Raw genomic sequence first — 12,408 nt, 5'->3', positions numbered from 1 at the left:
CCCATCCCCGGTGCGATGCCCGGAGGCGCCCTCCCCGGCCAGTCTCGTCAGTGTCGGAAAACGCGTCGGGAAGAAGGGCCGAAGGTGTTCGTCGCCTGGAGGGATCTGAGGTTCGCCAAGGGGCGGTTCGCCCTGATGGGAACCGTCATCGTACTGATCACCGTGCTGGTCGGCCTGTTGTCCGGGCTGACGGCCGGGCTGGGCCGGCAGAACGTCTCGGCGGTCACCGGGCTGCCCGCCGACCACCTGGCCTTCGCCAGACCGGCCGACGGGCAGAAGCTCTCCTTCACCGACTCCCGGCTGACTCCCGAGCAGTGGCAGGAGTGGGCGCGGGTCCCGGGCGTCACCTCCGCGGAGCCGCTCGGCATCACGACCACCAGGGCGGCGGCCGGTCCGCGGAGCGCCGCGCTCTCCGTCTTCGGGGTGCCGGACGGCTCGGCGCTGGCCCCGCAGGGTGCGCTGCTCGGCCCCGGCCGGGCGGTGCTGTCGCAGACCGCCGCACAGGACCTCGGCGGTCTGCGCCCCGGCGACGCGTTCACGCTGGCCGGTCGGCCGCTCCGGGTCGCGGCGGTGGCGGGCGACGCCTCGTTCAGCCACACCCCGGTCGTCTGGGCGAGCCTCGCCGACTGGCAGCAGACCGCGCCGGGCGGCGCGGGTCACGCCACCGTGGTCGCGCTCACCACCGCCTCCGGTGCCGATCTGGCCGCCGCCGACGCCCGCCTCGGCACCGAGACCCGCAGCCGGGCGGACTCGCTCGCCGCGATCGGCTCCTACACCTCGGAGAACGGCTCGCTCCAGCTGATGCGCGGCTTCCTGTTCGCCATCTCGGCCCTGGTGATCGGCGCGTTCTTCACCGTGTGGACGATCCAGCGCAGCGGCGACATCGCCGTCCTGAAGGCGCTCGGCGCCTCCACCCGCTACCTGCTGCGGGACGCCCTCGGCCAGGCGGTGGTCCTGCTCGTCCTGGGCACCGCCGCCGGCACCGCGATCGCGGCCGGCGCCGGCGCGCTGATCGGCTCGGCCGTGCCGTTCGTCCTGGACGCGCCGACCGTGCTCGTCCCGGCCGCCGTGATGATCACGCTCGGCGCGGTCGGCGCGGCCCTGTCCGTCCGCCGGATCACCTCCGTCGACCCGCTGACCGCTCTGGGGAGCGTCCGATGAGCCTGCACCTCGACCGCATCACCCTCACCTACCCCGACGGCGACGGCCGGCTGACCGCCCTGGACGAGGTCTCGCTGACCGTCCCGAAGGGCACGGTCACGGCGGTGGTGGGTCCGTCCGGCTCCGGCAAGTCCAGCCTGCTGGCGGTCGCCGCGACGCTGATCGCCCCGGACTCCGGCCGGGTGGTGGTGGACGGCACCGAGACCGCCGGCCTGGGCCGCGCCGCGCTCACCGCGCTGCGCCGGGACCGGATCGGGATCGTCTTCCAGCAGCCCAACCTGCTGCCCTCGCTCACCGCGGCCGAACAGCTCCAGGTGATGGCCCACCTGGACGGCCGCTCCCCGCGTGCCGCGCTCCCCCGGGCGCTGGACCTGCTGGACGCGGTCGGCCTGCGCGGGCAGGCGGCCCGCCGCCCGCACCAGCTGTCCGGCGGTCAGCGCCAGCGCGTCAACATCGCCCGCGCGCTGATGAACGATCCGACCGTGCTGCTGGTGGACGAACCGACCAGCGCCCTGGACCACGAACGCGGGGCGGCCGTCCTCGACCTGCTGACCGCGCTCACCCATCGGCGTGCCACGGCCACCGTCCTGGTCACCCACGACCGGACCCACCTGACGGCGGTCGACCAGGTCGCCGAGGTCCACGACGGACGCCTCACCGTCCCCGCAGCGGTCTGCCCCCCTGACGGGTCCTACGTCTTCGCCGCCAGCACGTCGTCCACCGACAGCGTCACCGGGGCCCCGATCGACTCGGGCAGGGCGAACGGCTGCCCGGGGTGGTGGACGGCGTGCACGCGGCGGTCGCCGCCCTGACGGGCACCCCGGCGGACGCGTACGCGGAGGGCTTCTTCTTCAGGTCGTCACTCAGGCTCGACGACGTGACCTCCAGGACGAGGCGGAACACCGCCGGGTCGTACGTGCTGCCGATGTCGGGAACATCATCGAAGGAGCCGGGCCCGTTCCCCGGCCGATCGCCGGAACGCACCCGTCCGGGTGACTCCGCCCTACCGCGCGCGGAGGCGCAGCGCCGGGCGGGCCTCCTCCGCGGCCTCCTCCTGGCCCTCCGCCCACAGCGAGCGGACGTGGCTGAGGTGGCGGGACATGCAGGCCTCGGCGGCGTCGGCGTCACCGGAGATCATCAGGTCGAGCAGCGCCAGGTGCTCCTCCGCCGAGGAGACCAGCTCGCCGCGCTCGGCGAGCCGGTTGAGGCCGTAGAGGCGGGAGCGCTTGCGCAGGTCGCCGACGACCTCCACCAGGCGGGCGTTGCCGGCCAGCCCGAGCAGGTCGAGGTGGAACTGGCGGTCGGCCTCCAGGTAGCCGATCAGGTCGTGCTTGCCGGCCGCGACGACGATGGCCTCGGCCTGCGGGCGCAGCGCCTCCAGCTGTTCGGCGGTGGCGGAGCGGGTGACCCGGCCGACCGTCGGGACCTCGATCAGGGCGCGGATCTCGGTGAAGTCGTCGAGGTCGCGCTCGGTCAGCTCGGTGACCCGGAAGCCCTTGTTGCGGACGGCCTCGACCAGGCCCTCGCGGGCGAGGTCCAGCATGGCCTCGCGGACGGGGGTGGCGGAGACGCCGAAGTCGGCGGCGAGCGCGGGCGCGGAGTAGACCACGCCGGGGCGCAGTTCACCGGAGATCAGGGCGGCGCGGAGCGCGTGGGCGACCTGGTCGCGCAGCCGCTCCTGGACGGAGATCAGGGTGCGGGGTTTGAGGTCGGCCATGGTGTTCCTCCGGGTGGGTGCAGAACACCAGCGTACAATGTCACGTTACGTTGAGTGTGCAACAGTCCGCGATTCGGAGATCCCGTCAGCGGTCGGATCTTGCGCCGGACCCCATCGTGGCAGGGCCGCCGACCGGTGGCAACGGTCGGCGGCCCCGGACCCGCGTCACTCCCCGGCCGCCCCTCCCCCCGCCTCCGTCGCGCCCTCCCCCCTGAACGGCTCGATCAGGCTGTCGCACTGGACCCGCCGTGCCCGGCCTCGACGCCGCGCCGGAAGGTGTCCGCCAGCAGCCGGGGAAGCGCGCCGTCCACCCCCGACGCCTCCACGGTGTGCAGGACGTGATCGAGGCTGGCGGCGGCCATGACGAGCCGGTCGACGTCACCCCCGTGGTGCCCGGCGGTGATCCGGGGCGCGTAGAAGGACAGGAATCCGGGCATCGAGGCGGCCGTCGTCGAGGCGTTCGCGCGCTGGCGCGCGATCGTCGAGGAGAAGCTGCACACCTCGGGGATCGGCCTCACCGACGCCCGTGAACTCGCCGCCACCGTCATCAACACCCTGGAGGGCGCGGAGCTGGCCGCCCAGGTGGCCCGCCGCCCCGGCACCGCACCGCTCAGGCACCGCACCGCCGACCGGCCCGGACACGCGAAAGCGGCCGACGCGACCGGGGATCCCTCCCGGTACGTCGGCCGCAGCTCCGGCCCACTCCTCCAACGACCAACCAGTGTCCGAGGAAACGGACTTGACGCCCGGCACGCCGAGCGCGCCGGCCGCACCGGGCGCACTCGACGTGCCGGACCTCCGGGCCCCGGGCCGTCGGCCCGGGCACCCCGGCGGAAGATCAGCGCAGACCGCGCCGATGCACCTCCGCCGCCACGGCAAGGTCCTGCCAGGCCATCCCCACGCTCTTGAAGAAGCGCGGGCGGTCCGCCGGCACCGGCGCCTCGCCGCGCACCAGCTCGGCCAGGTTCCACAGCTCGTCGGCGGCCGTGACGCCCGCCATCAGCAGGTCGCCGGCCTCCCGGAGCGCGGCGGACCGCGCCTCCACGTACAGCGCGGACCGGCCGACCAGGAGCTCGTCCACCTCGCGGGCGTCCACCTCGTGCGAGCCGACCGCCGCCACCGCCGCGCGGTCCGGCACCAGCGAGCCGTCGAACAGCGGCGTGCGCGCCGTGGTGCAGCAGACCACCACGTCGGCGTCGGCCACGTCGGCCGGCGTGCCGAGGGCCGCGGCCAGGCCGCGCGCCCGGGCGTACCGGGCCAGCGCCTCGGCCGGCCGCTCGCTGCGGGCGACCACCGTCACCCGGGTCAGCGGCAGGACGCCGAGCAGCGCGTCCAGGTGCCCGTACGCCTGCGGGCCGGCCCCGAAGAGGACCAGGTGCGCGGCGTCCGGCGCGGCCAGCCGGCGCAGCGCGGCCGCGGTGACGGCCGGCGTGCGCAGCGCGGTGAGCGCGGCGCCGTCGAGCAGGGCGACGGGCTGCAGGGTGGGACCGTCGAGCAGCAGGTAGCTGCCGGTGATCCGGGGCAGCCCGGCCGCCGGGTTGGCGGGCGCGACTCCCGCGATCTTGACTCCGGTGTACGCGGCGGAGGCGGCCGGCATCAGCAGCAGTTCGCCGGCCGGCACCGGCATCGCCGAGCGGGCGGGCCCGGCCTCCGGGTCCAGCCCGTCGAGGAGCACCTGCTCGATCGCGGCGACGGCCTCGGCCGGGGTCAGCCCGACGGCGCCCTGCCCGACCTCACCGACCTGCCCGGCCGGGCCGACCTCACCGACCGGCGCGGCGGGCGGCGGCGGGGCGTCCGTGCCGACCGGCCCGAGGCCGCCCCGGAGCTCGCCCGTCACAGCAGGAACCCCACGCCGAGCTCGTCCCGGGGGTCGAGCAGGAACCGGTGCTCCCCCGTGCGGTAGGCGTGGCCCGTCACCTCGGTGACCACCCCGTCACCCCACGGGTCGCCGCCGGCCAGGATCCGGCCGCCGAAGACCGTTCCGACGATCGACTCGTGCCGCAGCTCCTGCCCGGGCAGGAGCCTGCCTTCGGCGGCGAGCACGGCGAGCCGGGCCGAGGTGCCGGAGCCGCACGGCGAGCGGTCGATCTGCCCGTCCGCGAAGACGGTGACGTTCCGCTGGTTCAACCCTCCGTCGGCGGAGGGGAGTTCGTCGTACAGGATGACCCCGTAGACGCCCGACAGCCGGCGGTCCACCGGGTGCTGGACCGCGGGTTCGTCGGCCAGCGCGGCCTGGATCTCCCGCCCGGCCGCGGTGAGCTCGGGCAGCCGGTCGAGGCTGACCGAGAGCCCCAGCGCGGCGGCCGGCACCGAGGCGTAGCAGGCCCCGGCGTGCGCGACGGCCACCTCGACGGTGCCGCGCGAGGTCGAGACCGGGACCTTGAGGTCGCCGACCCAGGCCGGGACGTTGCGGAAGGTCACCCCGGTGGTGCGCCCGCCGCTCCGGTGGACCAGCGCGGTGACGCGGCCGGACGGGACGTCGATCCGCACCCGGGCGACGCCGAACTCCGGCGCCGGGACGAGCCCGGAGTCCACCGCCCAGGCGCCGAGCGCGATGGTGCCGTGACCGCAGGCGGTCGAGTAGCCGTCCTTGTGCCAGAAGAGCACGCCGAGGTCGGCCTCGTCGTCGTCCGGCGGCACCAGGAACCCGCCGTACATCCCGGCGTGCCCGCGCGGTTCGCGGGTGAGCAGCCGGCGCACCTCGTCCAGCGGGCCCGGCCGGGGCGAGGTGGCGGTGCCGCCCGCGCCGATCGCGATCGCCCGCCGCTCGGCGACGGTGTCCCCGGGGACGACCGGGGCGCCACCGACCACGATCCGGAACGGCTCGCCGGCCGTGTGGTAGTCGACCGTGTCGACGTGATCGACCCGCATCAGGCACCGCCCGCCGGCAGCAGGGTGACCGTGCGGCCCTGGGTGTAGAAGTCGAGCGCGGCCTCGCCCTGCTCCCGCGCACCGTGGCTGGCGCCCTTGGCGCCGCCGAACGGCAGGTGGAAGTCGACGCCGCTGGACGGCGCGTTGACCCGGATCATCCCGGCGTCCAGCCGGTCGGCGACGGCGAGCGCGACGTCCAGGCTGCGGGTGTGCACGGAGGCGGCCAGCGTGTACGGGGTGTCGTTGGCGAGCGCGACCGCCTCGTCCAGGTCGGCCGCGGCGTGCAGTACGGCGATCGGGCCGAAGAACTCCTCGCGCCGCAGCGGGTGCCCGTCCGGCACCCCGGCGACCAGGGTCGGGTCCAGGTACCAGCCGGCCCGGTCCGGGACGCCGCCGCCGGCCAGCACCTCGGCGCCGGCCTCCCGGGCGGAGGCGAGGGCCTCGGTGATCTGGTCGCGCGAGGCGGCGTTGATGACCGGCCCGCAGGCCGTCTCGTCGACCTGCGCCAGCGCCTTGACCAGCGCGGCGCGCAGCGGCTCGTAGGCTTCGCCGACGGCGATCACCCGGCTGGTGGCGGTGCACTTCTGCCCGGCGTACCCGGCGATCGCCGCGGCCAGGTGGGCGGCGGCCTGCTCGAAGTCGGCGTCCGGCAGGACCAGCGCGGCGTTCAGCCCGCCGAGCTCGGCCTGGACCGGGGTGCCCCGCTCGGTGGCGGTCCGGACGACCTGCTTGCCGACCCCGGTGGAGCCGGTGAACGAGACCACGTCCGCGGCGCCGACCAGCGTCCCGCCCTCGGCCCCGCCGCCGGGCAGCACGGTGAAGACGTCGTCCGGCAGCCCGGCCTCGGCGACCAGCTCGGCGAGGCGCTTCGCGCAGCCGATCGCCTCCGAGGACGGCTTGAGCACCACGGTGTTGCCGACGGCCAGCGCCGGTGCGGCCTTCCAGGTGGGGATCGCCAGCGGGAAGTTCCACGGCGTGATCAGCCCGGCCACGCCGTACGGACGGCGGCGGGTGAGCAGCAGCCCGGGCCCGGCGGCGGTCTCGTGCACGGAGCCGGACGCCGCGTACGGCGCCTGCGCGTAGTACCGCCAGATCGCGGCGGTGCGGGCCACCTCGCCACGTGCCTCGGCCGCCGGCTTGCCGACCTCGCGCACGATCAGCGCGGCCAGCTCCTCGGCGTGCGCCTCGACCACCTCGGCGATCCGGGTGAGCGCGGCCGAGCGACCGCCGGCGCCGGCCGCGACCCAACCGGGCTGCGCGGCACGGGCGCGGGCGACGGTGGCCTCGACGGCCTCGGCACCGGGGGCGGGCGCCTCGGCGACGAGGTCCGCGGGGTCGGCGGGGTTGTACGAACGGATCGTCACGGCAACAAGCCCTTCAGGGGGGTCGGCGGGTGAGGCGGCGGGCTTCAGAGCAGGAAGCCGGCCGGGAACGGGTCGCTGGGGTCGAGGAAGTACTGGGCGGTGCCGGTGATCCAGGCCCGCCCGGTGACGGTGGGGACGACCGCGGGCCGTCCGGCCACCTCGGTCTCCTCGACCAGGCGCCCGGTGAAGGTCGTCCCGATGAAGGAGTCGTTGCGGAAGTCCCGGCCGAGCGGCAGCTCTCCGCGCGCGTGCAGCTGCGCCATCCGGGCCGAGGTGCCGGTGCCGCAGGGCGAGCGGTCGAACCAGCCGGGGTGGATGGCCATGGCGTGCCGGGAGTGCTCGGCGGTGGAGCCGGGGGCGAGCAGCTGGACGTGGTGGCAGCTGTGGATGGACGGGTCCTCCGGGTGCACCGGCCGGTCCGGGCTCCCGTTGATCGCCTCCATCAGCGCCAGGCCGGCGTCCAGGATGTCCTGCTTGCGCTCGCGTTCGAAGGGGATCCCGAACTCGGCGAGCGGCAGGATGGCGTAGAAGTTGCCCCCGTACGCGAGGTCGTAGCCGACGGTGCCGTACCCGGGCACCTCGATCGTGCGGTCCAGCGCCACGGAGTAGGACGCCACGTTGCGGATGGTGACCGAGGTGGCCGCGCCGTCCTCGACCGCGACGTCGGCGATCACCAGGCCGGCCGGGGTGTCCAGCCGGACGGTCGTGACCGGCTCGACCACCGGCACCATCCCGGTCTCGACCAGCACGGTGGCGACGCCGATGGTGCCGTGCCCGCACATCGGCAGCAGGCCGGAGACCTCGATGTAGAGCACCCCGAAGTCGGCGTCGGGCCGGGTCGGCGGCTGCAGGACGGCGCCGCTCATCGCGGCGTGGCCGCGCGGCTCGTACATCAGCAGGGTGCGGAAGTGGTCGAGGTGCTGCTGGAAGTGGACCCGGCGTTCGGCCATGGTGGCACCGGGGATGACGCCGAACCCGCCGGTGACGACCCGGGTGGGCATGCCCTCGGTGTGCGAGTCGACGGCGTGGAAGACGTGGCGGGTGCGCATCTGGCGAAGCTCCGGGGGGGTGGGGGTGAATGGTGGGGCCGGAGGCCGGCTGCCCCCGCAGCCGGCCGTCCCGGACACCGGACGTACGGAGCGGCGGTTACGCGTGGCCCTCGGCCAGGGCCTTCTCGGTGGCCGCACGGACGGCCGCCTCGACCTCCGGGGTCAGCGGCCCGCGGGGGGCGCGGACCGGACCGCCGGGGCGGCCGGCGATGTCCATGGAGAGCTTGATGGCCTGGACGAACTCGGTCTTGGAGTCCCAGCGCAGCAGCGAGTGGAGCGAGGTGTAGAGCGGCAGCGCGGTGTCCAGGTCACGTGCGACGGCGGCCCGGTAGAGCGCGACGCTCGCCGCGGGCAGCGCGTTCGGGTAGCCGGCGATCCAGCCGACCGCACCCGCGAGGGCCAGCTCCAGCAGCACGTCGTCGGCGCCGATCAGGAGGTCGAGACCCGGGGCCAGCTCGGCGATCTCGTAGGCCCGGCGGACGTCGCCGCTGAACTCCTTGACCGCGACGATCGAGCCCTCGCCGTGCAGCTGCGCGAGCAGCGCGGGGACGAGGTCGACCTTGGTGTCGATCGGGTTGTTGTACGCCACGATCGGGACGCCGGCCTTGGCCACCTCGGCGTAGTGCGCCCGGACGGCGTCGTGGTCGGCCCGGTAGGCGTTGGGCGGCAGCAGGAGGACGGAGCCGGCGCCGGCCTCGGCGGCCTGCTCGGCCCAGCGGCGGGACTCGGCGCTGCCGTAGGCGGCCACACCGGGCATGACGCGGGAGCCGTCACCGGCGGCCTCGACGGCGACCTCGACGACCCGGGCGCGCTCCTCGGCGGTCAGGGTCTGGTACTCGCCGAGCGAGCCGTTGGGGACGACGCCGTCGCAGCCCGACTCGATCAGCCAGCGGACGTGGTCGGCGTAGGCGTCGTAGTCGACGGAGAGGTCCTCGCGCAGCGGGATCGTGGTGGCGACCATGATGCCGCGCCAGGGCCGGGTGGTGTCGTGCGGGGTGTGGGACACAGCTTCTCCTTGGTGAGGTGTGACATTTTATTAGAGATCGCGCGGTGGAGACAAGAGTCCCCGACCGGCGAGTTCAGTCCAGGTCCGAGCCCTGCGGCCCGTCCCCGTGCAGTTCGGCCGCGAGCTGCCCGAGCGGGACCGGGCAGGAGAACGGGCGGCTGTCCGGCCGCACCTCCTCCTCGCCGATACCGGCACCGGCACCGACGCCACCACCGGCACCGGCGAGGCAGGCCACCGCCGGACCGCACATCCGGCCCTGGCACCAGCCCATCCCGGCCCTGGTCAGCAGCTTCACGGTGCGGGCGTCTCCCGCGCCCAGCTCCTCCACCGCCTCCCGGATGACACCGGCCGGCACCTCCTCGCAGCGGCAGACGTCGGTGTCCGGCCGCAGCCAGCCGGTCCAGCCCGGGCCGGGCCGGTGGGAGGCGGCCATCAGCTCGGCGAAGGCCCGCAGCCGGGTCCGCCGCCGCAGCAGCGCGGTGCGCACCGGACGGTCCGCCACCGCGTGCGCGGCCAGCTCGCCCTCCGCGATCGCGAGATCGGCGCCGCCGACGCCGCAGGCCTCGCCGGCCGCCCAGAGGCCGGGCACGGTGGTCCGCAGCCGGGCGTCGACCGTGAGCGCGGCGGTCCCGTCGGGGGTGGTCCGGGTCGCCGCCCCCAGTTCGGTGGCCAGCTCGATCTGCGGCAACAGCCCGTGGCCGACGGCGAGCGCGTCGCACGCGATCCGCCGCTCCGTGCCGGGCACCGGCCGCCACTCGGCATCCAGCCGGGCCACCGTGACGGCGGTGACCCGGTCGGTGCCGTGCGCCTCGACCACCGCGCTGCTGCGGCGCAGCCGAACGCCGTGCCGCAGCAGAGCGGAGCCGTGCCCGGCGCCCTCGACCAGCTTGGCCGGGACGGCGGCCAGCACACCGGGGCGCCGGGCGTAGCCGAGGTAGTTCGCGGCCTCGACCACCGCGGGCACCTCGGCCCCGGCGGTGACGAGCGAGGACGCCGCGGCGAGCAGCAGCGGACCGCTGCCGGCCACCACGATCCGCCGGCCGGGCAGGACCAGACCGGCCTTGAGCATGGCCTGCGCACCACCGGCGGTGACCACTCCGGGCAGCGTCCAGCCAGGGAAGGGGAGCTGCCGCTCGTAGGCGCCGGTCGCGAGCAGCACGGCCGCGGACCGGACGGTGGCCCGGTCGTCGGCGGCGGGTCCGGTGGTGGCGTGCAGCCGCCAGTCCCGGTCCCCCGCCCGCTCCAGCGCCCAGACCTGGTGGCCGGCCAGCAGCTCGACCCGCCCGGCCGCCCGGTGGGCGTCGAGCCGGTCGGCGAGGCCGGTGTAGACGGACCAGCCGTGGTGCAGCCGGTCCGGCCGGGCGGCGCCGAGGCCGGGCGCGGGGTGGCGGTAGTACTGGCCACCGGTGCGCTCTCCCGCGTCGAGCAGGGCGCAGCGCAGCCCGAGGTCAGCGGCGGTCACGGCGGCGGCCAGGCCGGCCGGCCCGGCCCCGATCACCGCGAGGTCGTACGGCGCCCGCGCGGCTTCGGCGGGTCCGGTGCCCGCGGGGGATCCCGCGGCTCCGGCGGACTCAGACGGCGAGGTCGGCACGGCCGTGGCCCTCCTGGGTGGTGACGGTGGTGCCGGGCTCGGCCGGCAGCAGGCAGGTGCGCCGGTTGGGCTGCCCGTCGACGGTGGCCAGGCAGTCGTAGCAGACGCCGATCCCGCAGAACGCCCCGCGCGGCTTCCCGCCGACCCGGGTGGTGCGCCAGGCGAGCACGCCGTCGGCCCAGAGCGCGGCGGCGATCGTCTGCCCGGGCAGTGCGGGCACGGACCGGCCGTCGAACTCGATGGTGTGCGCGGGCCCGGGTTCGGCCCGGACCAGGTCGGCGGGGGTACGGCGCATGGGTGGGGTTCTCCGTTCAGCTCATCCTGGGGCGCGCGAGCGCCGTCGTCCCGGTGCGTGCGGGCACCGTGCGGATTGCGGTCAGCGCTCCGCGCAGGTCACGAGGGGCCGTCGGCGACCGGGAAGCGGTCGGCGCGGAACGGCGTGAGGTCCAGTTCGGGTCCCTTGCCGATGAGCTGCTGCGCGATCAGCAGCCCGGTGGCCGGGGCCAGCCCGATGCCCGCGCCCTCGTGGCCGCAGGCGTGGTAGAGCCCGGGTACCCGCGGATCGGCGCCGATCGCGGGCAGGTGGTCCGGCAGGTACGGCCGGAACCCCCGGTAGGCGCGCATCACGCTCACCCCGGCCAGCACCGGGAAGAGCGCCGCCGCCTGCACGGCCAGCCGGTGGAGCACCTCCACGGAGAGCGTCCGGTCGAAGCCGACCCGCTCCCGGCTGGCGCCGATCAGTACCGGCCCGCCCGGGGTGCCCTCGACCACGGCCGAGGTCTGCAGCGCGGCCGATCCGCTGGCCACGTCGGCGACGTAGTCGGCGGCGTACACCTTGCGCCGGACGATCCGCGGCAGCGGCTCGGTCACCAGCACGAAGCCGCGCCGGGGCAGCACCGGGAGGTGGACGCCGGCCAGCGAGGCGAGCTCGCCGCCCCAGGTGCCGGCGGCGTTGACCACCGCGGGCGCGTCCAGCCGCCGCCGGTCGGTCTCGACGCCGCGCACGGTGCCGTCGGCCGCCAGGCGCACCGCCCGGACGGTCTCGCCGGTATACAGCCGGGCGCCGGCCGCCCGGGCGGCCCGCAGCAGGTGGGCGGCGGCCAGCGCGGGCTGGACCTGGGCGTCCTGCGGGTACAGGAACCCGCCGGCCAGTCCGGGCGCGAGGTGCGGTTCCAGCTCCCGCAGCCGCTCGCCGGGGATCTCCTCGGAGGTGACGCCCACCGCGGTCTGCTCGGCGGCGAAGGCGCGCAGCGCGTCCTGCCGGGCCGGCGTGGAGGCGACCACGAGCCCGCCCTTCGGCTCGTACTCGACGGCGGTGCCGAGCTCCTCGGCGATCTCGCGCCAGAGCCGGGTGGAGTACAGGGCGAGGTCGAGCTCGGGACCGGGCTCCTTGTCGGAGACCAGCAGGTTGCCCTCGCCGGCGCCGGTGGTTCCGCCCGCGACCGGGCCGCGGTCGACGACGGCGACCGCGAGGCCGGCGGACGCGGCGTAGTACGCGCAGGCGGCGCCGACGACACCGGCGCCGACCACCACGACGTCGGGGAGGAGTCTCTGGGAGTGGGACACGGCAGTAATATGTCACATGCCATGCATCGTGCCAAGACCGCCCGCCCCACCGCGCCGGGAGCGGACCGCCCGCGAAAAAGCCC

Annotated in this window: 12 protein-coding genes and 1 pseudogene; 3 read left to right on the top strand and 10 right to left on the bottom strand. The window is 75.8% G+C overall.

The genetic code is table 11. The features are described 5' to 3' along the window. Positions 1-84: 84 nt before the first annotated feature. Together PUR61_RS02150 and PUR61_RS02145 are read left to right on the top strand one after the other, a co-directional pair. Positions 85-1,161: an ABC transporter permease gene (locus PUR61_RS02150; RefSeq protein WP_329874997.1), complete on the top strand. Its 1,077-nt coding sequence runs from the start codon at positions 85-87 to the stop codon at positions 1,159-1,161. Then, positions 1,158-1,829, top strand: a pseudogene (locus PUR61_RS02145) (ABC transporter ATP-binding protein); the annotation flags it as partial. The gene PUR61_RS02150 and the pseudogene PUR61_RS02145, both read left to right, overlap by 4 nt. 335 nt (positions 1,830-2,164) lie before the next feature. Here PUR61_RS02145 and PUR61_RS02140 read toward each other — a convergent pair. Together PUR61_RS02140 and PUR61_RS02135 are read right to left on the bottom strand one after the other, a co-directional pair. Then, on the bottom strand, positions 2,165-2,878 hold the full coding sequence (locus PUR61_RS02140) for a GntR family transcriptional regulator (RefSeq protein ID WP_329874995.1): 714 nt from the start codon (positions 2,876-2,878) through the stop codon (positions 2,165-2,167). Positions 2,879-3,102: 224 nt separating this feature from the next. Beyond that, positions 3,103-3,396 carry an imine reductase family protein gene (locus tag PUR61_RS02135; protein ID WP_329874993.1) on the bottom strand — a complete coding sequence of 98 codons (294 nt, stop codon included), beginning with the start codon at positions 3,394-3,396 and terminating at the stop codon, positions 3,103-3,105. Here PUR61_RS02135 and PUR61_RS45110 point away from each other — a divergent pair. Then, positions 3,314-3,787, top strand: coding sequence for an LmrA/YxaF family transcription factor (locus PUR61_RS45110; RefSeq protein ID WP_443035109.1), 474 nt, complete (start codon positions 3,314-3,316; stop codon positions 3,785-3,787). The two genes, PUR61_RS02135 and PUR61_RS45110, sit on opposite strands and share 83 nt — an antisense overlap. Here the strand turns inward: PUR61_RS45110 and PUR61_RS02130 are convergent. From PUR61_RS02130 to PUR61_RS02095, 8 genes are all read right to left on the bottom strand, one after another. Continuing rightward, positions 3,717-4,715, bottom strand: coding sequence for an ornithine cyclodeaminase family protein (locus PUR61_RS02130; protein WP_443035108.1), 999 nt, complete (start codon positions 4,713-4,715; stop codon positions 3,717-3,719). The genes PUR61_RS45110 and PUR61_RS02130 overlap by 71 nt on opposite strands. Continuing rightward, entirely contained in the window at positions 4,712-5,749 is a 1,038-nt protein-coding gene (locus tag PUR61_RS02125; RefSeq protein ID WP_329874991.1) for a proline racemase family protein, read from the bottom strand. Before PUR61_RS02125 ends, PUR61_RS02130 begins: the two co-directional genes overlap by 4 nt. Beyond that, positions 5,749-7,113 carry an aldehyde dehydrogenase family protein gene (locus PUR61_RS02120; protein WP_329874989.1) on the bottom strand — a complete coding sequence of 455 codons (1,365 nt, stop codon included), beginning with the start codon at positions 7,111-7,113 and terminating at the stop codon, positions 5,749-5,751. Before PUR61_RS02120 ends, PUR61_RS02125 begins: the two co-directional genes overlap by 1 nt. Before the next feature lie 44 nt (positions 7,114-7,157). Then, positions 7,158-8,162, bottom strand: coding sequence for a proline racemase family protein (locus PUR61_RS02115; RefSeq protein WP_329874987.1), 1,005 nt, complete (start codon positions 8,160-8,162; stop codon positions 7,158-7,160). A gap of 97 nt (positions 8,163-8,259) precedes the next feature. Then, positions 8,260-9,123, bottom strand: coding sequence for a dihydrodipicolinate synthase family protein (locus PUR61_RS02110; protein WP_380358807.1), 864 nt, complete (start codon positions 9,121-9,123; stop codon positions 8,260-8,262). Between the two features lie 118 nt (positions 9,124-9,241). Further along, positions 9,242-10,759: an FAD/NAD(P)-dependent oxidoreductase gene (locus PUR61_RS02105; RefSeq protein WP_443035107.1), complete on the bottom strand. Its 1,518-nt coding sequence runs from the start codon at positions 10,757-10,759 to the stop codon at positions 9,242-9,244. Further along, complete coding sequence (locus PUR61_RS02100; protein ID WP_329874983.1) at positions 10,740-11,054, bottom strand: (2Fe-2S)-binding protein; 315 nt, start codon at positions 11,052-11,054, stop codon at positions 10,740-10,742. Before PUR61_RS02100 ends, PUR61_RS02105 begins: the two co-directional genes overlap by 20 nt. Before the next feature lie 98 nt (positions 11,055-11,152). Next, positions 11,153-12,325 carry an NAD(P)/FAD-dependent oxidoreductase gene (locus PUR61_RS02095; protein WP_329874981.1) on the bottom strand — a complete coding sequence of 391 codons (1,173 nt, stop codon included), beginning with the start codon at positions 12,323-12,325 and terminating at the stop codon, positions 11,153-11,155. Positions 12,326-12,408: the final 83 nt, after the last annotated feature.

Source organism: Streptomyces sp. BE20 (genome assembly GCF_036322525.1).
Taxonomy (GTDB): Bacteria; Actinomycetota; Actinomycetes; order Streptomycetales; family Streptomycetaceae; genus Kitasatospora.
The sequence above is the reverse complement of the archived record's forward strand: the minus strand, read 5'-3'. Positions and strand labels throughout refer to the sequence as shown.